The organism is Acidovorax sp. Leaf191, assembly GCF_001424425.1.
Taxonomy (GTDB): Bacteria; Pseudomonadota; Gammaproteobacteria; order Burkholderiales; family Burkholderiaceae_C; genus Acidovorax.
Genome location: NZ_LMPT01000001.1, coordinates 221342 through 240488, shown reverse-complemented (window position 1 = coordinate 240488; position 19147 = coordinate 221342). Strand labels below are relative to the sequence as shown.

General features: G+C 68.3%; 15 protein-coding genes. 6 read left to right on the top strand and 9 right to left on the bottom strand.

The features are described from left to right. Nucleotides 1-29 precede the first annotated feature (29 nt). Nucleotides 30-269, bottom strand: a complete 240-nt coding sequence (locus ASG27_RS01015; RefSeq protein ID WP_200912359.1) for a hypothetical protein — start codon at nt 267-269, stop codon at nt 30-32. Between the two features lie 348 nt (nt 270-617). Here ASG27_RS01015 and ASG27_RS01010 point away from each other — a divergent pair, with 348 nt between their 5' ends. The 3 genes from ASG27_RS01010 (at nt 618) to trhP (ending at nt 4456) form a co-directional block, all read left to right on the top strand. Beyond that, nucleotides 618-1682 carry a homocysteine S-methyltransferase family protein gene (locus ASG27_RS01010; protein ID WP_056410394.1) on the top strand — a complete coding sequence of 355 codons (1065 nt, stop codon included), beginning with the start codon at nt 618-620 and terminating at the stop codon, nt 1680-1682. A gap of 191 nt (nt 1683-1873) precedes the next feature. Continuing rightward, a complete protein-coding gene (gene ttcA / locus ASG27_RS01005; RefSeq protein ID WP_056410393.1) occupies nt 1874-2824 on the top strand; it encodes a tRNA 2-thiocytidine(32) synthetase TtcA in 951 nt (316 codons plus the stop codon). Between the two features lie 189 nt (nt 2825-3013). Further along, the gene (gene trhP, locus ASG27_RS01000) at nt 3014-4456 is read left to right on the top strand and encodes a prephenate-dependent tRNA uridine(34) hydroxylase TrhP (RefSeq protein WP_056410392.1); all 1443 of its coding nucleotides are present in this window, start codon (nt 3014-3016) and stop codon (nt 4454-4456) included. Between the two features lie 129 nt (nt 4457-4585). Here trhP and ASG27_RS00995 read toward each other — a convergent pair whose 3' ends face one another. Beyond that, a complete protein-coding gene (locus ASG27_RS00995; RefSeq protein ID WP_442854064.1) occupies nt 4586-5077 on the bottom strand; it encodes a low molecular weight protein tyrosine phosphatase family protein in 492 nt (163 codons plus the stop codon). Between the two features lie 350 nt (nt 5078-5427). On the opposite strand from ASG27_RS00995, the gene ASG27_RS00990 reads away from it, so the two are divergent. After that, nucleotides 5428-6552 carry a hypothetical protein gene (locus ASG27_RS00990; protein ID WP_056410388.1) on the top strand — a complete coding sequence of 375 codons (1125 nt, stop codon included), beginning with the start codon at nt 5428-5430 and terminating at the stop codon, nt 6550-6552. 110 nt (nt 6553-6662) lie between these two features. Further along, on the top strand, nt 6663-7487 hold the full coding sequence (locus ASG27_RS00985) for an EAL domain-containing protein (protein ID WP_082485694.1): 825 nt from the start codon (nt 6663-6665) through the stop codon (nt 7485-7487). Nucleotides 7488-7590: 103 nt separating this feature from the next. On the opposite strand, the gene ASG27_RS00980 is transcribed toward ASG27_RS00985, so the two are convergent. The 5 genes from ASG27_RS00980 to ASG27_RS00960 all read right to left on the bottom strand — a co-directional run bounded on the left by ASG27_RS00980 (nt 7591) and on the right by ASG27_RS00960 (nt 14760). After that, the gene (locus ASG27_RS00980) at nt 7591-8988 is read right to left on the bottom strand and encodes an MFS transporter (protein WP_056410385.1); all 1398 of its coding nucleotides are present in this window, start codon (nt 8986-8988) and stop codon (nt 7591-7593) included. Continuing rightward, nucleotides 8988-10646 (bottom strand): class I adenylate-forming enzyme family protein, encoded by a 1659-nt coding sequence (locus ASG27_RS00975; RefSeq protein ID WP_056410384.1) that lies wholly within the window; start codon nt 10644-10646, stop codon nt 8988-8990. Before ASG27_RS00975 ends, ASG27_RS00980 begins: the two co-directional genes overlap by 1 nt. A gap of 531 nt (nt 10647-11177) precedes the next feature. After that, entirely contained in the window at nt 11178-12497 is a 1320-nt protein-coding gene (locus ASG27_RS00970; protein ID WP_056410382.1) for a Glu/Leu/Phe/Val family dehydrogenase, read from the bottom strand. A 164-nt stretch (nt 12498-12661) separates the two neighbouring features. Then, nucleotides 12662-13555 carry a PPK2 family polyphosphate kinase gene (locus ASG27_RS00965; RefSeq protein ID WP_056410380.1) on the bottom strand — a complete coding sequence of 298 codons (894 nt, stop codon included), beginning with the start codon at nt 13553-13555 and terminating at the stop codon, nt 12662-12664. A gap of 194 nt (nt 13556-13749) precedes the next feature. Then, complete coding sequence (locus ASG27_RS00960) at nt 13750-14760, bottom strand: GlxA family transcriptional regulator (RefSeq protein ID WP_082485693.1); 1011 nt, start codon at nt 14758-14760, stop codon at nt 13750-13752. A gap of 126 nt (nt 14761-14886) precedes the next feature. On the opposite strand from ASG27_RS00960, the gene ASG27_RS00955 reads away from it, so the two are divergent. Continuing rightward, on the top strand, nt 14887-15699 hold the full coding sequence (locus ASG27_RS00955) for an MBL fold metallo-hydrolase (protein ID WP_056410379.1): 813 nt from the start codon (nt 14887-14889) through the stop codon (nt 15697-15699). 49 nt (nt 15700-15748) lie between these two features. Here the strand turns inward: ASG27_RS00955 and ASG27_RS00950 are convergent, their stop codons facing one another. Together ASG27_RS00950 and ASG27_RS00945 are read right to left on the bottom strand one after the other, a co-directional pair. Next, nucleotides 15749-17905 carry a TonB-dependent siderophore receptor gene (locus ASG27_RS00950; protein ID WP_056411550.1) on the bottom strand — a complete coding sequence of 719 codons (2157 nt, stop codon included), beginning with the start codon at nt 17903-17905 and terminating at the stop codon, nt 15749-15751. Nucleotides 17906-18182: 277 nt separating this feature from the next. Continuing rightward, nucleotides 18183-19118 carry a LysR family transcriptional regulator gene (locus tag ASG27_RS00945; RefSeq protein ID WP_056410377.1) on the bottom strand — a complete coding sequence of 312 codons (936 nt, stop codon included), beginning with the start codon at nt 19116-19118 and terminating at the stop codon, nt 18183-18185. Nucleotides 19119-19147 lie beyond the last annotated feature (29 nt).

The window sequence follows — 19147 nt, the reverse complement described above, 5'->3', positions numbered from 1 at the left end:
GGCGGATGGAATCTGCAGCGTGCAGACCATCAGCACATCGGAGGGTGCGGCATGCACGCCTGCAGCCAGCCCTGGGTGACTGCGAACAGCCGGGCGGCTTCGCGCGATGCAAAGACCTTGTCAAAACGGAACACGCGGCAGTAGCTGCCCTTGCTCTCTGAACGATGGACCGAGAAGGAGGCGCGGAAGCGGCCGCAGTCGGTCGGGTGTGTCGCGGGCGAAACGACGTACTTGCCCATGGAAATGGCGGTCTGTGAAATCTGGTTCATTCAATATCGCAGGCGGAACATTGGCCTGCGTGAGCATCAAGGGGCTCGGCGGGCTGCAGCTCTAGCAGGCCCACTGGGGCGACACATGTCGCACAACGCACCTGCAGTGGCAAAGACGTGTTGCTAGCGGTCTCTGAGCAGGCGTTGCTGCGGCGGCGCGGCTCGGAAGCCGTGACTGCAGCAAGGCAAATTATATCCCATTGGAATTTAAAAGTCGATCAATATTATTGATGGTTCTAAAAAGCGCCGGGTGCGTCCTGGAAGGTTTTTCTACCCGTTTCCGCACCCCGGGCACTGCAGCAGCCCTGCACACGGCCCTGCGCGCCCGGCTTCCTACAATACGGGGCTATGCAAGCCCTTCACTACACCCGCGCCGCGCAGCTGCCCGACATCCTTGCCCAACGCATCGTCATCCTCGACGGCGCTATGGGCACCATGATCCAGCGCTTCAAGCTGGGCGAGGCGCAGTACCGGGGCGAGGGCTACAGCGGCCCCGGCGGGGCGGGCAGCCGGTTCACAGACTTTGCGTACGACGTCAAGGGCAACAACGAGCTGCTCTCGCTCACCCGGCCCGACGTGATCAGCGACATCCACGAGCGGTACCTCGCCGCCGGCGCCGACCTCATCGAGACCAACACCTTCGGCGCCACCACCATCGCGCAGGACGACTACCACATGGCCGGGCTGGCGCGCGAGATGAACCTGCGCTCGGCCCAGCTTGCCCGCGCCGCCTGCGACAAATACAGCACGCCCGACAAGCCCCGTTTCGTGGCCGGCGCCCTGGGCCCCACGCCCAAGACGGCCAGCATCAGCCCTGACGTGAACGACCCGGGCGCGCGCAATGTCGACTTCGAGCAGCTGCGCGCCGCGTACTACGAGCAGACCGAGGCGCTGGTCGAGGGCGGCTCCGACGTGCTGCTGGTCGAGACGATCTTCGACACGCTGAACGCCAAGGCCGCGCTGTTCGCCATCGACGAGTACTTCGAGAACAGCGGCCAGCGGCTGCCGCTCATCATCAGCGGCACGGTCACCGACGCGTCGGGCCGCATCCTGAGCGGCCAGACCGTGACCGCCTTCTGGCACAGCGTGCGCCATTCGCGCCCGCTGGCCATCGGCCTGAACTGCGCCCTGGGCGCCACGCTGATGCGCCCCTACATCCAGGAGCTCAACCGCGTGGCCGAGGACACCTTCATCAGCTGCTACCCCAACGCCGGCCTTCCCAACCCCATGAGCGACACCGGCTTCGACGAAACCCCCGAGATCACCAGCCGCCTGGTGCACGAGTTCGCGGCCGAGGGGCTGGTCAACATCCTGGGCGGCTGCTGCGGCACCACGCCGGACCACATCGGCGCCATCGCCAAGGCGGTGGAGACCGTGCCCACGCGCAAGATGTTCTACCCCGCCGAAGCCTGATTTTTGGATGGAATTGGCTGCTACCGCTTGCTGATCCAACGGTAGTAGCTATAAAAACAGTAGCAACTGAAAACTGCTGCCGTGCGGTAGCGCATTGCCGGGCGACCGACTCTGCGGCACATTCCACAGGCTCTGACGCCTTCGGCTGAACTTTGTCTTTTCCCTTGCCCCACACCCCGGCCTGCTTTTCCATGTCCGAACCCGCCACCCTCCTTGAAACGCCTGCGGTCCCCAGCGCAGAAGACAGCGCAGCCGCCGCCGAGAAAACCGCCGCCCACGCCGCGCTCAAGCTCGAAAAGCGCCTGGTCCGCCAGGTCGCCCAGGCCATCGGCGACTTCGGCCTCATCGAAGACGGCGACAAAGTCATGGTGTGCGTCTCCGGCGGCAAGGACAGCTACGCCATGCTCGACGTGCTGCGCATGCTGCAGCAGCGCAACGGCCACAAGTTCGAGCTGATCGCCGTCAACCTCGACCAGAAGCAGCCCGGCTTTCCGGCCCATGTGCTGCCGAAGTATCTGGCGCAGGTCGGCGTGCCCTTTCACATCGAAACGCAGGACACCTACAGCGTCGTCAAGGAGCACATCCCCGAAGGCAAGACCATGTGCAGCCTGTGCAGCCGCCTGCGCCGGGGCATCCTGTACCGCGTGGCCGACGAGCTGGGGTGTACGAAGATCGCGCTGGGCCACCACCGCGACGACATGCTGCAGACGTTCTTTTTGAACATGTTCTTCGGCGGCAAGCTCAAGGGCATGCCGCCCAAGGTGCAGAGCGACCGCGGCGACCACCTCATCATCCGCCCGCTGGCCTACGTGGCCGAAGACGACCTCAGCCGCTGGGCGGACATCCGCGCCTTCCCCATCATCCCGTGCACGCTGTGCGGCAGCCAGGAGAACCTGCAGCGCAAGCAGATCGGCCAGATGCTGCGCGACTGGCAGCAGCTGTACCCCGGCCGCATCGAGAACATGGCCGTGGCCCTGCGCAACCTGGTGCCTTCGCACTTCATGGACCCGCGCCATTTCGACTTCAAGGGCATGGTGCCCAATGGCGTGCAGGACGCCGATGGCGACAAGGCGTTCGATGCGCCAGAGTTTCCGGCGCAGGCCGTGGGCACGCTGGCGGGCCTGTCGGTGATGCCCCGCTGACCCCTGTCCGATGCACTCCATCGCCATGGTTTTACTGACTGCGTTTGCACCCCCCGGACCGTTCGGGCTGAGCCTGTCGAAGCCAGGGCCCAGCCTTCGACAGGCTCAGGCCGAACGGGTGGGGTGTGAACTGGCAGATCCGCACCCGTCCGTCCTCATCCGCCCTCACCACGCATCCAGAGGCACCCCATGACCACCCTCCTCAAAGCCCCCGAACTCCTGCTGCCCGCCGGCTCGCTCGACAAGATGCGCGCCGCGTATGACTTCGGCGCCGACGCCGTGTACGCCGGCCAGCCGCGCTACTCCCTGCGCGCGCGCAACAACGAGTTCAAGCTCGAGCAGATCCGCCAAGGCATCAGCGAGGCCCATGCACGCGGCAAGAAGTTCTTCGTCACCAGCAACCTCATTGCGCACAACGACAAGATCCGCACCTACCTGCGCGACATCGAGCCCGTGATCGACTGCCGGCCCGACGCCCTCATCATGGCCGACGCGGGCCTGATCATGATGGTCAAGGAGAAGTGGCCCGAGCAGGTGGTGCACCTCTCGGTGCAGGCCAACACCACCAACTGGGCGGCGGTGAAGTTCTGGCAGAAGATGGGCGTGGAGCGCGTCATCCTGTCGCGCGAACTGAGCCTCGACGAGATCGAGAAAGTCCGCCAGGAATGCCCCGACATGGAGCTGGAGGTCTTCGTGCACGGCGCGCTGTGCATCGCGTACTCGGGCCGGTGTTTGCTCAGCGGCTACTTCAACCACCGCGACCCCAACCAGGGCACCTGCACCAACGCCTGCCGCTGGAGCTACGCCACCCACGACGCCGACATCGACCCCACCACGGGCGAAGCCATCGCCCAGAAGATGGAGGGCGACTTCAACTTCGAGGCCGCGCAGCAGAAAGCGGAGCAAGCCTTTGCATCGACCACCGGCAACGGCGAGCGCCACCCCAAGGCCGACAAGGTCTACCTCATCGAGGAAGCCGGCCGCCCCGGGCAGATGATGCCCATCATGGAGGACGAGCACGGCACGTACATCATGAACAGCAAGGACCTGCGCGCGGTGGAGCACGTGGCGCGCCTGGCGCAGATCGGCGTCGATTCGCTCAAGATCGAAGGCCGCACCAAGAGCCTGTACTACGTGGCCCGCACCGCCCAGGTCTACCGCCGCGCCATCGACGACGCCGTGGCCGGCCGGCCGTTCAACCCCGAGCTGCTCATCGAGCTCGAAGGCCTGTCCAACCGCGGCTACACCGGCGGCCTGCTGGAGCGCCGCCCCAGCAACGATTACCAGAACTACATCAACGGCCACTCGGCCACGCAGCGCAGCCAGTTCGTGGGCGAAGTGCTGGGCGCCGAGGGCCTGGCTGCAGCGGGCCTGAGCGGTGACTGGGTGCAGGTCGAAACCAAGAACCACTTCGCCGTGGGCGACCTGCTGGAAGTGGTGCACCCGAGTGGCAACCTCACGCTCCGGCTCGAGCAGATGCGCAACGTGGACGGCCAGAGCATCGCCGTGGCGCAGGGCAACCCGGTGCGCGTGTGGATACCGCTGCCTGCGCGCTACGAAGGCGCGCTGCTGGCGCGGGTGGTCGAGGCGCAGACTGCCGCAGGCAATGCGGAGCCCGCCGTGATTGCCTGAGTGGTGTCGAGCAGCTTTCAGGTGCTGTGCAACACCGGCGCCTTACATGGGTGCGCATGCCGCCCCCATCACTGAGTTTGCCGGCGAAGGTGAGATTCGTGCAGCGCCTGCGGTCGGGTGGCGCACTGCCTAACGCTCATCCAACCCCAGGAGACTGTTGACCGACTGCTCCAGCATCTCGACCAGCTCGGGGTCCATAAATTTGTATTCGTCCGGAATATCGAGGACATGCACAGGCTTGTTTTCCAGAAGCCTGGTGAATTCCGCGACCAAACGGGACTTGTGCTTCTCTTCCATGACCAGGATGACCTGGGCCCATCGCACATCGTCGATGGATACCGTGTGGCGGGCATTGGGACTCGTTCCTGCCGAGCGGGCCGCGACTTTCGGGTGCTTTCGCCACAGCTGCTCGGCAGTGGGGCTGCGCCATTGGTTCCTGCTGCAGATGAACAGCACATTGAGCCTCTCTTTCGACGCGGTCATGGTCTCCTCTTGCACCAGTTGCTTTTCCGTGGTCCGCGGATATTCGAACCCCAACTGTTGGGCCCGAGCCAGCTTGTCTGAGCGTGTGTACAAATTCTTCCACTGCTTCTCGCGCGGAAAATCATCTTTGTTGGACATGGAAATCTTCGTGCAGCCAGAAGGTGTTGATGAAGAAATGCGTGATCGCACTTTGGAGAGCTACTCTGGGCAGAGACAGGCGCAGCTTCAGGTCGGATTGTCACTGGGTTGACAACTGGAGCGGGGCGGTGCGGGTTTACGCTGAACAGAGGGCGCCTCTATTTTGAAGCTGGATACTGCCTACTGAATGATGGGAAAGCGTCGGAAGCTATAGGTTCCATAGCAATCGACCTTGAATTCCTGCCATTTTGCGTAGGGGCGTGCGGGTCAGCCGGCGGGTTGGTGCGGCAGCTGTGCTGTTCAGACCCGGAGAATCGATCCAGAATAAGGTGCCGCGACCACCGCCCCGTATGGCTGCTCCCATTGATTCCTCCTCCCGCACCGGGCTGCCTCCGGTGGCCCAGTTTCTGGCAGAAGCTGCGCTGCAGCGTCAGGCGTCCCTGCTGGGACTCGACAAGGCCGGTGCCACGCCTGGTCAGCGCCCTGGCGACCCGCCAGCGCTGCCGGTGCCTACGGCGTCACCTACCCCTGTTGCTCCCCAGCCTGTGCTAGCCGATAAGGCCAGCATTTCAGCGCAAGCGCGGGAGCAACTGGGTGTGGCGTTCGACCCCCGGCGTGGGGCAGCGGAGGCCGCACAGGGCAGCATTTCACAGGCTGGCGCAAGCGCCGGTAGCGCCCTGCGGCCGTTGGCGCCGTCACCGCTGCCCGTGGGCGCGCCCGCGTCGGCCGAGCCTGCCGGGGCGTCGGCTACATCCGCAGCGGGCAGCGCTGCCTGGCCCTCCACCGGCCTCGGCGCGCCGCTGATGCGCATGGTCAGCGCGCTGGTGCAGCAGGTCACGGCCGGCAGCGGTGCGCCGCAGCGTGTGGTGTCCGCGCAGCCCTGGCCGGTGGGCCTGGCGCAGGCGCTGGAGAACGGCTCCATCGACCCGGAGCAGCCCCCACTGCAGACCTGGCTGGTGCGCCAGGGCACGGCGCAGACGCCCGAGGGGCCGCGCGGCTTTGCGCTCACGCTGCGCGTGCCGGTGCCCTGGTTGGCCGCGCAGGCAGCCCCCTCCGCAGCCACCGCGGCCGCCGCGCTGCCCGGGGGCGCCCTGCAGGTCCCCTTTGCGGGCGGGGGCCAGGCGCTGCAGTCGGGCGTGATGGCGCTGGTGCTGCAGGGGGCCGATGCCGCATCAGCCCGCACCAGCGCGCTGCTGGTGCTGGACTTTCAACCCCAGCTGGCCGCCACCGTGTATGGCCGCGACATGCTGGCGCAGCAACAGGCCGGCCGCCTGGACCCCTGGACGCAGATGGCCGTGCTGCAGGCCAGCGGCCAGGTGCCGCGCGAGGAAGACCGGGCACGCAACGGCGCGTCCGGCCTGTGCGAGACCGTGGGCTGCCCCTATGCCGCGCGGGCCGAATGCGTGCAGCCGTTTTGCCTGGCGATGCGGGGCGTGGTGCCGGCAGATCCGGTGGGGCCGTCACCCACTGCCTAGAGCCCGTGTGCGCATCGCCGGGCTGTGCGCGTGCTTGCAGCGGGCGCAGTGGTGGCCCGGCCGTTCAGGTGCAGCGCTGATAATTTACGAACCGAACGGACCACCCAGCCATGTACGCACTTCCTTCCCTGTCCGCCCACGCCGCGTTTCCCGTCGGGTTCGTTCCGCTGGCGGGCACACGGCAGGACTGCGAGGATTGCGGCAGGGGCGAGGGCCTGGGGTTTCAGTTCGACTTCGCGTACCAGCCGATCGTGGATGTCCACAGCCGCGAGGTCTATGCCCACGAGGCGCTCGTGCGCGGCCCGGGCGGCGAAGGCGCGATGACCGTGCTGTCGCAGGTGAACGACCGCAACCGCTACCGGTTCGACCAGTCCTGCCGGGTCAAGGCCATCAAGGGCGCTGCCCGGCTGGGGCTGGCGCAGCCGGTGTCCATCAACTTTCTGCCCAACGCGATCTACCGGCCCGAGGTCTGCATCCGCACCACGCTGGAGGCGGCCCGGGCGCACGGCTTTCCGCTCGAGCAGATCATCTTCGAGGTCACCGAGGGCGAGCGTGTCGAAGACGGCCCGTGGTTTGCGAGCATCCTGCGCGAGTACAAGCGCTGCGGATTTCGCACCGCCATCGACGACTTCGGTGCCGGCTATGCGGGCATGAAGCTGCTGTCGGACTTTCAGCCCGACATCATCAAGGTCGACATGGACCTGATCCGCAACGTCGACACCAACCGCGCGCGCCAGGCCATCGTGCGCAGCCTGGTGCGCCTGTGCGAGGAGATGCACATCCAGGTGATCGCGGAAGGCATCGAAACCCCTGGTGAGCGCGACTTCCTGGCCGACACCGGCATTCGCCTGATGCAGGGCTACCTGTTTGCCAGGCCGGCCTATCGCGCGGTGGCTGCGCTGAACGCGTCAGCGTTCGACAGGCCGCGCCCGTAGCTCAGGCGCTGAACCCGGGTGCCGGTGCCGCACCGCAGACCGGGCGTTGCGCGGTCTGCAGTGGGGGCGACGCAATGGCGCAGAAGCTCGTCGGCTCAGTGGCTCAGGACGTGCCCATGCGCGACAGGATGCCTGCATGCCGCGCGCGGGTGATCGGGTAGGCCACCAGCAGCGGAATCGCCAGCACCAGGCATGCCGCGGGCAGCACGCCGGTCATCAGGGTGATGCCCTGCAGCGCGCTGGCCGACTGCGCCACGTTGGGCACGTAGCCGGTCACGTCGAGCATGCCGGCCACCATCACCGTGGCCAGCGTGCGCGCCAGCTTGTCCATCAGGCCGTACAGCCCGTAGTACATGCCGGTCTTGCGCTCGCCGGCCTGCATGTGGCCGTGGTCGATGGTGTCGGGCACCATGGCAAAGGGCACGATCCAGTGCGCACCCATGCCGATGCCGATGACGACCAGTATGGCCATGACCATGCGCTGGTCGCCCGGCCCCACCCAGTACAGCGCCACCAAGCCGCCGGCGCACAGCACCAGGCCCAGCACGTACGCCCAGTTCTTCTCCCAGCGGTCGACCACGTACTTCCACCCGAACAGCGACAGGCCCACCACGCCGAGCAGCGTGCCCATGTACCGCGGCAGGTCGCCCTTGTCGCCCTGCAGCTGGTAGATCACGAAGTACGCGAGCGAGGCCTGCACCAGCGTGAGGCCCAGGCGCACCAGGGTCGCGGCGCTCATCAGCAGCAAAAAGGGGCGGTTGCGCAGCGTGGTGCGCAGGGTCTCGCGCACGCTGTCCCACATGGGTCGTGCGTCGGCGGGGGCGTCGGTCTGCGCGGTGGGTGCGGCGCTGCCCTGGGGCTCGCGCACGCGCCAGGCCACCACGGCCACCGCCACACCGGCCACCAGGCCGAAGCACGAACCCGCCAGCGCGTAGCCGGTGCGCGCGTCGGGCGCGGCGCGCACCAGGATCGGCATGAACACGCTGCCGGCAAAAAAGCCGATCAGCGCGCCCATCGATGCATAGGCCGTGAGGCTGGTGCGCTCGTCGTAGTCGGTGGTCATGTTCGCGGCCATGGCCTGGTAGGGCAGCTGCACCAGCGTCATGAGCGTGTCGAACACCGTGTACGTGATGGCGATCCACAGGAACGCGGCCACGGGCGACAGGCCCGGCGGCACCATCCACACAGCGGCTGCCGCAATGCCCAGCGGGATCGCACCGTAGATAAGGTAGACGCGGTGGCGGCCCCAGCGCGAGCGCGTGCGGTCGGTCACCCAGCCGAACAGCGGGTCGTTGACGGTGTCCCACACCTTGCCCACCAGCAGCGCCGCGCCGGCCACGGCAGGCGCGACCAGGGCCACGTCGGTGTAGAAGATCATGAGCATGAAATTCATCGCCGCGACCAGCATCTGCAGGCCGATGTTGCCGACCGCGTAGCTGAGCTTGGTGCCGAGGGTCAGGGGCGATGGCGTGGTGCTGCCAGGCGCGTGGCTGGGGTGCATCACGGTGCCACCGCCGAGACGGACGCGGGCACTGCGGCGGATGTGGGCGCAGGGGCGGCTGCGCGCGGCGGCGCGGCTTCGAGCATCAGCCGCACTTCGCGGCGCAGCATCTTGTTCAGGAAGCTGCGCGGAATCTCCTCGACGATGCGCACATCGTCCGGCTTCAGGTGGGCGGGCAGCTGCTGCACCAGGTACTGCGCGATCTCGCCTTCGAGCGTGCGCCAGTCGTGCTCCTTGCGCCAGCTCTGGCGCAGGCTCAGCACCAGCACGGCCTGCGCACCATGCTGCACCAGGCAGGCCTCCTTGACCGAGGGGTGGGTGTGCGCCACCTCTTCCACTTCGCGCGGGTTGAGCAATTGGCCGTTGCGCGAGACGCGGTCCGCGCTGCGTCCCAGCACGTGCAGGTAGCCCGCCGTGTCGAAGTAGCCCAGGTCGCCCATCACCACCCAGCCGTCGCGCAGGGTCTCGCTGGTCTTCTCGGGGTCGAGCCAGTAGCCGTCGAAGCGCACGGGCGTCAGCACGGTGATCAGGCCCATCTCGCCCTGCGGCAGCGGCTTGAAGTCGTCGCTGCGGATGACCACCTGCACGCCGGGCATGACGCGGCCCACGGTGGAGAGCACTTCCAGCCCCAGCGGGTTGCCCTCTCCATCCACATGCTGGTGCGGCAGCAGCCAGGTGATGGGCGGCAGCGCCTCCAGGCAGCCGTAGCCCTGCTGGAAGATCGGCCCGAAGCGGCGGATGGCCTCGGCGATCTTGGGTGCGGGCGTCATCTCCGAGCCGTAGGGCACATGCGTCAGCGACGACAGGTCGTACTGGTCGAGCGTGGGCTCGTCCAGCAGGTCGATGATGGCCGAGGGCGATAGGAAGGCGCGCGACACGCGGTGCTTCTGGATGAGGGCGGCCAGCGTCGTGGCGCTGAAGTCCTCGGGCATGACGAGCGCGGCGCCCGACAGCAGCGTGGGCAGCACCAGGCCCGATCCCGGCCCCGTGAGCGGCAGGCCCAGCATGTTCACATCGGGCCCGCCCACCGGCGGCGTGAAGTTGATGGACCGGGCGATGAAGCGCACGCTGTCCAGGTATTTGCGGTTGCTGTAGCCGATGGACTTGGGCAGCCCGGTGGTGCCCGAGGTCATGTGCAGCGCGAAGATATCGTCCTCGTGCACATCCACGGTGCTGGGCGAGGGCGGGTGCTGGGCCAGCGCCTGCTCGTACTCCGGGCCGATGGCCAGCGTGCGCAGGCCGGGCAGCTTCTCGCGCACGGCCTGCAGGATGGGGGCACTCAGCTCCGGGTCATGGATGAACACCGTGGGCTTGACGCGGCCGATGGTGGTCAGCGCCGCGTCGGCCGGCAGGTGCTTGTGAAAGCTGGCAAAGATGGTGCCGTTCTCGAATGTGGCCAGGCGCGCCTCGTACTGCTCGCCGGTCTCGGGCAGCAGCGTGAACACCACGTCGCCCTTCTTCACACCCTGCGCCTGCATCCAGGCCTGCAGCCGGTACACGCGGTCTTGCAGCTGCGCATACGTCAGCGTGCCGCGCCGGTCGATAAGCGCCGGCTTGTGCGGGTGCCTCCGGTAGGCCAGGCGGGCCACGGAGCGCGCGGTGCGCAGGCGGTTGAGGAGAAAGCGCGCCACAAAACTGCGCAAAGAAGGTAAAGCCACCGGAATCTCCCGAAATTGCCGTGAAGAAAACAAGGAAGTTTTTCACGACTGCTCGTAGCAAGAGATGACGATTTGTACGTATGCGTATCTATTGGTTTCCGTTTCGCCTCTGCGGTAAGTTTCCCTTGTCAAACGGTCGGTGGCACCGCCAACAGCGTCACCACCGCGCAACAGCAGGCCAACCCCAGCCTTGACCCGTGCAGAAAATCACCGGAAATGGAGCGGCCACCGAACGTCATTGCGCAGTGACGGTCAGCCTGCGCACGACCCTCGAAGTTACAACTGCCGCTCCAGCAACACGCAGGTCCAGACCGCATGCCCCCGGCCCGCAGACAAAAAAAAACCGCCAGCACCGGATCACGGCACTGGCGGTTTTCTCAAGACCAGCTCCCGAATAAGGGACCGGGCCATTTTCAACTCATACCGCCCCACCACAGGGCGCTCCCCCCACCAGCGTACCCGTGGATCTGGCTCTGCCAGTCCACCGGGTGCGTCCCCCTCGGGGGGAAGCGGCGCAGCCGCTCAGGGGGGTCAAGGGTAAAGTCCGCGCATTTCGCGCGCATGCAGGATGCGCTGGCAGGCCACGATGAAGGTGGCGGTGCGCAGGCTCACCTTGTGCTCTTGCGACACCTGCCAGATGCCCGCGAAGGCCTCCTGCATGATGCGCACCAGGCGGGCGTTGATCTCGTCCTCGCTCCAGAAGAAGCTGGAGAAGTCCTGCACCCACTCGAAATAGCTCACCGTCACGCCACCGGCGTTGGCGATCACGTCGGGCAGCACCAGCACGCCCTTGTCGTTCAGGATGTCGTCGGCTTCGGTGGTCGTGGGGCCGTTGGCGCCTTCGATCACGAGCTTGGCCTTGATCTGGCCTGCGTTGTCCTTGGTGATCTGGCCTTCCAGCGCCGCAGGGATCAGGATCTCGCAGTCCACGCCCCAGAACTCCTCGGGCTTCATCACGTCGGCGCCGGCAAAGCCGCCCACGCCGCCGCGGGTCTTCACGTGGGCCAGCAGGGCCGGCACGTCCAGGCCGTTGCCGTTGAAGATGGTGCCGGTGTGGTCCTGCACGGCCACCACCTTGGCGCCGGCTTCGGCAAACAGCTTGGCTGCAATGCCGCCCACGTTGCCAAAGCCCTGCACCGCCACGCGGGCGCCGCTGAGCGCCAGGCCGGTCAGCTTGGCGGCTTCGACACCCACGGTGTACACGCCGCGGCCGGTGGCCTCGACGCGGCCCAGCGAGCCGCCCAGGTCCACGGGCTTGCCGGTGACCACGCCGGTGGCGGTGGCGCCGGTGTTCATGGAATACGTGTCCATCATCCAGGCCATGACCTGTCCGTTGGTGTTCACGTCGGGTGCGGGGATGTCCTTGGAGGGGCCGATCAGCAGGCCGATCTCGCTGGTGTAGCGGCGCGTCAGACGCTCCAGCTCACCCAGCGACAGCTTCTTGGGGTCCACGCGGATACCGCCCTTGGCGCCGCCGTAGGGAACATTCACCGCGGCGTTCTTCACCGACATCCAGGCCGACAGGGCCATCACCTCGGACAGCGTCACGTCCTGGTGAAAACGCACGCCGCCCTTGCCGGGGCCGCGGCTCAGGTTGTGCTGCACGCGGTAGCCTTCGTAGTGGGCGATGGTGCCGTTATCGAGCTCGATCGGCACGTCCACGATCAGGATGCGCTTGGGGCGCTTGAGCGTTTCCACCCAGCGCGCCAGGTTGCCCAGGTAGGGGGTGACGCGGTCGACCTGCTGCAGGTAGTTGCCCCAGGGGCCGAGGTGATCGGCTTGCAGGTAGGAGGGCAGGCTGTGGACGGCGCCCGCAGCGGTGGTGCCAGGGGCGCCGGTGGATGAAGACATGGTGAGTTCCTTGTGGGATCGATCAGTTCAGGCTGCGAAGCTTATGCCTGTGCCCTCACGCTGTCTAAGGCCGGAGTGTTTGCGGGTTATGCGTTTGATGCATAACCAGCCGAAAGCGCCTGTCCATGCGGCATTGCAGCAAAACCGGCGCTCTCCACTGCGGGTCATTCGACCTTGAGCTGTGCCAGGGCCGGGTCGCCCTCGGGGTAGCGCAGGTCCAGGTTCTGCAGCACCTCGCGCAGCACGGTGGCGATCATCAGGTTGCGGTGCGTCTTGGAGTTGGCCGGCACGATGGTCCACGGCGCCCAGGGGGTGTGCGTGGCGGACAGCAGCGTGTCGTAGGCGCGCTGGTAGTCGGCCCACTGCTTGCGCACCTCGATGTCGCCCTGGCTGAACTTCCAGTGCTTGGCCGGGTCGTCCAGACGCTCCTGCAGCCGCTCCTTCTGCTCGTCGGCGCTGATGTGCAGCAGGAACTTGAGCACCACCGTGCCCGTCTCGCTGAGCATGCGCTCGAAGTCGTTGATGTGGGCCAGCCGCTGCTGGTGCTGCTCGGGCGTGATCCAGCCGTTGACCACCGGCACCAGCACGTCCTCGTACTGGCTGCGGTTGAACACCGTGATGTCGCCCGCCTGCGGCACCTGCTGGTGGATGCGCCACAGGTAGTCGCGGGCGCGTTCGGCCTCGGTCGGTGCCTTCCAGCCCACGGCGTGCACCCCCAGCGCGCTCATGCGGCCGAACACGCCGCGGATGGTGCCGTCCTTGCCGGAGGTGTCGGTGCCCTGCAGCACCACCAGCAGCTTGTAGCGCTTGTCGGCGTAGAACAGGTCCTGCAGCGTGTCCAGCTCCGCGGCCAGCGCGTCCACGGCCGCCTTGTCCTGCGCCTTCCCGCCCAGGGAAAACGGCTTGGCGCCCGGGTCGTAGTCGCCCAGCGACACGCCGCGCTGCGGCTTGCCGCGGCTGCCGTCCTTGCCGTCATCGGCGGTGGGTTTGCCGGGCTGCCATTGCGACCACAGGTCGGCGGTCTTGCTGCGGGATTTGGGGATCAGGGGTGAGGGCATGGATGTGAGGGGCGGTGGGTGGATGGGGCACAGGTTAGGGCAACAGGGCGCGTTTCACAAATGGTCTGCGCGGGCCGCTGCTGGTTGCCAAGGCCGTGCCGGGCGCCCAGGCGCACCCTGGCCCGCAGCGACAGCGACAGCGACAGCGACAGCGGTGCGTGGGCGGGCCCGGGTTCGGAAGAGCGGAAGGCGCGTCACCGCTGCGCCATGCGGTAGGCCAGCGGCGTCTGCCCGGTGGCCTGGCGGAAGGCGCGGTGCAGGCCGGCTTCGCTCGCAAAGCCCAGGTCTTCGGCGATGCGCTTCAAGGGGTGTGGCGTGTCGCACAGCGCCTCGCTCACCTGGCGCAGCTTGATGCGGCGCATCCAGTGCGCGGCCGACAGCCCCGTGTGCGCCTGCACCCGGCGCGCCAGCGTGCGGGGCGAGAGGCCCAGTGCCTCCGCCAGCGCGGGCAGTCGCAGTTCGGTGGCGGGGATGCGCTGCACCCAGAGCATGGCGCGGCGCAGGTCAGCGTCGGCCGTGGCCATGAGGTCGTGCCCCGCGAACGCCGGGTGGGTGGTGCGCGGGCGCGGCAGCATCAGCAATGCCTGCAGGTCGGCCAGGGCCTCGGGCGCCAGGCGCGCACCCAGCGCGTGCAGCATCAGCGGCAGGTAGCCGTTGGCGCCGGCTGCCGTGGTGGCGGTGCCGTCCTGCACCAGGGGCTCGTCAAAACGCCAGTGCACGGCGCTGTATTGCCGCTCCAGCGCGGCCCGCAGCCACCAGGTGGCCGTGGCGCCGCGCCCGCGCAGGCGCCCGCTGGCGGCGGCCAGCAACACGCCCGCGCAGTAGCTCCACACCTGCGTGCGGCGGGGCAGCGCGGCGAGGGCCTGCACCGCCGGGGCCAGTGGCTGCAGTTGCGCGGCGAGGCCGTCGGTGGACGATAGCCACAGGCCGGGGACCAGCACCGCGTCCAGGTCCGCAGCGGCCAGTGCAGCGCTGGGCGTGAGCGAGGGTCCTTGCCAGGTGGGCACGGGCTGCAGGTCGGCGCCCACCCACAGCGTCTGCGCCACGGGCCGCTGCGCCCGCAGGCCGGCTGCGCGGGCCATGTCGGCGGCGGCGAACAAGCCGGCCGGCATGCAGCCGGGGTACAGCAGCAGGCCCAGGCGCAACGCTGTGGTCGGCGGCGGTGCGTGCCGACGGGGGGCCGATGGCACAAGGGGCGCGGTCATGGGCAAAAAATGGGGTGGCTAGAAATGGCAAGAAATTGTCAGATCAGGCCATTCTCGCGCAGGCCGCTGCATCCAACAATCGGGCATCGACCTATCCACCCACCGGCCTTGTTGGAGACCCCCGCCATGCACATCACCCATCTGCGCAATGCCACCGTACTGCTGGAGTTCTCAAGCCAGGGCCGCCCCGTCGGCCTGCTGGTGGACCCGATGCTCGCGCCGCGCGGCACGCTGCCGGCGCTGCGCTACCTGGGCAAGGGGCGTGAGCGCAATCCCATCGTCGACCTGCCGCCGGGCACGGACGCCGCGCTGGAGCGCGTGACGCACGCCCTCATCACCCACTGCCAGCGCGGCCACTTCGACCACCTGGACAGCGCGGGCAAGCGCTTTCTGCGCGAACGGCAGATTCCGGTGATCTGCATGCCGCGCGATGCGGCCTACCTGGCGCAGCGGGGCCTGGTGGTGTTGCCGCTGTCAGGCCCGGAGCGCCAGCCGTTTGCACTGGGCGGCCACGTCACGCCGGTGGCCTGCGTGCACGGGCGGGGCTGGATCGCCCGCTTCATGGAGCACGGCCATGGCTACCTGCTGGAGCTGCCCGGCCAGCCCAGCGTGTACCTGGCGGGCGATACGCTGCTGACCCCCGCCGTGCGCGACTGCCTGGCGCGCCTGCGGCCGGACGTGGCCGTGCTGCCCGCAGGCGGCGCGCGCTTCGATGTGGGCGCGGAGATCCTCATGGACGCCGCCGACATGGCCGAGGCCGCCGCGCTGACCCCGGGCACGCTGGTGGTGAACCACCTGCAGGCGCTGGACCACTGCCCCACCACCCGCGATGCAGTGCGGGCGCTGGCGCAGCAGGGTGGCTGGGACCACCGCCTGTGGGTGCCCGAGGACGGAGAGCGCAGGCGCTTCCTCCCCACGGACACTGCTGTGTGCTATTAAAACAATAGCTGTTTGCGCTTGCTGATCGAGCGGCAGGGGCAGTTTTCGTTCAAAACGACACCTGCACGCCCGCCACCACCTGCCGCTGCTGGCCCGGGATGACGGTGAGCGCGCCCCACGACGCCGTGTAGTAGGTCTTGTTGAACAGGTTGTGCACGTCCAGCGTCAGGCGCGTGCGCTTGTCGATCTGCCAGTAGCCCGTGAGGCGTGCCGTGGTGTAGGCCGGCAGGCGGTAGGTGTCGGTCGCGGTGCCGGTGCGCTCGCCCACGTGCACCAGGCCGCCGCCCACGCCGTAGCGGCCGCCCCAGGGGGCCTGGTCTTCGCGGATGGCGAACAGGCCGGCGCTCACGCGGGGCACGTTCAGCAGGCGCTTGCCCAGCAGGGCGGCGTTGTTGTCGCGGGTCACCTCGGTGTCGGTGTAGGCCAGGTTGGCGGTCATGCGCCAGTGGGCGTTGATCTGCCCGGCCACATCCAGCTCCAGGCCGCGGCTTTGCACCTCCCCCGCGGCGATGCTGAAGTTGGCGTTGGTGGGGCTGCGCGTGAGCACGTTGGTCTTGCGGATGTCGAACAGCGCCACGCTCGCGTTCATCCGCTGGTCGGCCGACTGCCACTTGGCGCCCAGCTCCAGTGCCTGGCCCTTTTGCGGGTCGAACGCGCGGCCGCCTTCGTCGGTGCCCGCGTTGGGGCGGAACGAGCGCCCGGCCGAGGCGTAGACGGACGTGTTCGGATCGATCAGGTACGTGACGCCGATGCGCGGCGTGGCGGACGAATGGTCCTGCACTTGGCGCGTGGCGGCCAGGCGGTTTTCGCTGTCCTGGTGGAAGCGGTCGAAGCGCACGCCGGCCAGCAGCTTCCAGCGCTCGCTCAGGTCGATCTGGTCCTGCACGAACAGGCCCGTGGCGCGGGTGCGGTCCACCAGGTCGAAGCCTGGGGTCAGGTTGCCCACGGGCTGGTCGTACACGGGGTTGTAGATGTCGATGGCGAACGGCTGGCTGGCCAGGCTGGAGTAGCGGATGTCCTGCGCCGCGGTCAGGCGCCAGGTCTCCACGCCGGCCAGCACGGTGTGGGCGAGGCCGCCGGTGCGCAGCTTGCCCTCGACCTCGGCCTGCAGCGACGCGTCGCGCGCGGGCAGGCTGCGCCAGCTGTCGCGGCGCGTCAGGGTGCGGCCGTCCGCGGCCAGGGCGCCGGTCAGGTCCACGGCGGCGCCATACAGGTCCGTCTCGCGGTACGACGCGCCCACGCGCGTGCGCCAGCCCTGGCCCAGGTCGTGGTCCAGCGTCACCTGGTGCGTGTCGCCGTTCACGTGCAGGTTGGGGCGGCTGGGGTCGCCCAGGTAGCGGTCGGACGGCAGCGCGCCCACGTTGCCGCGCACCTGCACGATGCCGCGGTCCAGCGGCGTGCGGATGCGGATGAACTCCGCCTCGTAGTTCAGCACCGTGTTGGGCCCCAGGTTCCAGGTGATGGACGGGGCCACCACCAGCTTGCGGTTGTCCACCAGCGCGGTGCGGCTGGCGCCGTCTTCGGCCGCCACGTTCAGGCGGTAGGCCACGTCCTTGCCCAGCGGGCCGGTGGTGTCGAGCGTGGCACGCCGGTAGCCCTGGCCGCCCACCTGCAGGCCGGCCTTGTGGGCGGCGGTGAACTGCGGCTTCTTGGTGACGATGTTGAGCGTGCCCCCCGGCTCGCTGCTGCCGTACAGCGCGGCTGCCGGGCCCTTCAGGAATTCGATGCGTTCGACCGAGCTCACGTCGCGCTGCGGGCCGTAGCCCCGGTTGGACGCAAAGCCGTTGAGCAGCTGGCCGCCGTCGGTGTTGCTGAAGCCGCGGATCGCGTAGTTGTCCCACGTGCCGCCGAAGTCGTTCAGCCGGGTGATGCCGCTCACGTAGTCCACCGTATCGGCCAGGCGCGTCGCGCCCAGGTCCTCCATCAGCTGCTGGGGCACCACGCGCACGGACTGCGGGGTTTCGATCAGCGGGGTGTCGGTGCGCGTGGCGCCGGTGTTGCGCTGGGCGCCCTGGTAGCCGGTGGCGGCACTGCTGTCGCGCACCTGCACTTCCGACAGCGCGGGGCTGGTGGCGGTACCGGCGTCAGGCGCGGGGGTGGGCGCAGTCTGGGCCAGCGCGGCGGCGGCCGCAGACAGGGCGCACAGCGCCAGGGCGGCGCGCGCGACGGCAGTCGTCCGTGCGGGCCGGTGGGTCAAGGAATGCATGGTCACAACGAAGAATGGAAAGGCGAAGACCGCGGCTGCGCTGGTGGGGCAGCCCGCCAGCTCCCGTGCGAGCGCGGTGTGGGCGGGGCAGTGGGTGAGGGCTTGGCGGGTGTGCGGGAAAAGGGGCGCCATCATAGCCTCAAATGCAACTAATTCGCATTCTCTTTTATCTTTGGGTTTGACCGGCGGGTGTCCTGCGCAGAGCACGCTGAGCGACGTGCCCGCCACCCGGCTTGGCGGCACTGCCCCAAGGCCGCAATGCCCGGGGCGCACGCCTTCAGCGCTGCGTTGGCGCGGCGGCGGTCTTCATCAGGGCCACGAAGCGCGCGGCGCCCAGGCCCTGGGGCCGCTCCTTGGACCACACCACGTCCACCCACAGGGCGGTGCCGTTGCTCAGGTTCTCGAACGGCATCTCCACCAGCGTGCCCGCCGCGATGCGGGGCTGTACCAGCGCGCGCGGCTGCCAGCCCCAGCCCAGGCCGGCCTCGATGAGCCCGAGGGCCGCCAGGTGGTTGTCGGTGCGCCAGTGGTGGCGCGCGAAGACGAAGCGCGGGTCGGTCTGTGCCAGGTCGCGGCTGGCCACCACGATCTGGCGCGTGGTGGTCAGGTGCTCCTCGCGCAGCATGGCGCTGCCGGGTGGCTCGCCCCGGGCCTGAGCGGCGGCGCGCGCCGCCGCCAGAACGGGGTGGTCGGGGGCCATCACCGCGACCAGCGTCTCGGTGCCAACCTCCTGGAAGCCCTCGCGCCCATCGATGCTGGGCCGCTCGAACACCAGCGCCAACTGCGCCCGGCCGGCATGCACCAGTGCCAGCGCGTCCACCTGTGGCGCGGCCAGCACCTCGACCTGCAGCAGCGGGTATTCCTGCGCCAGTGCGGCCAGCGGCCCCGTCCAGCGCGCGGCCAGCAGTTCGGGGGCGATGGCCAAGGTCAGGCGCTCCTCCAGCCCCTGGGTGAGTGCCAGCGCCTGGGCGTTGAGCTGCTGCAACTGCCCCGCCAACAACCGCGCCTGGGGCTCCAGGGCCCGGGCGGCTGCGGTAGGCCGGGGCTCCCGGCCGCTGCGGTCGAACAACTGCACGTCGAGTTCGGCCTCCAGGTGCGCAATGGTCATGCTGACCGCCGACGGCACGCGCGCCAGCGCCCGCGCGGCGGCGGAGAACGAGCCGTGGTCCAGGGCGGCCAGAAACACCTGCACGCTGTCGGAGGAGAAAGCCATGCGGCTCAATCTATCAGAAAATCTGAAAC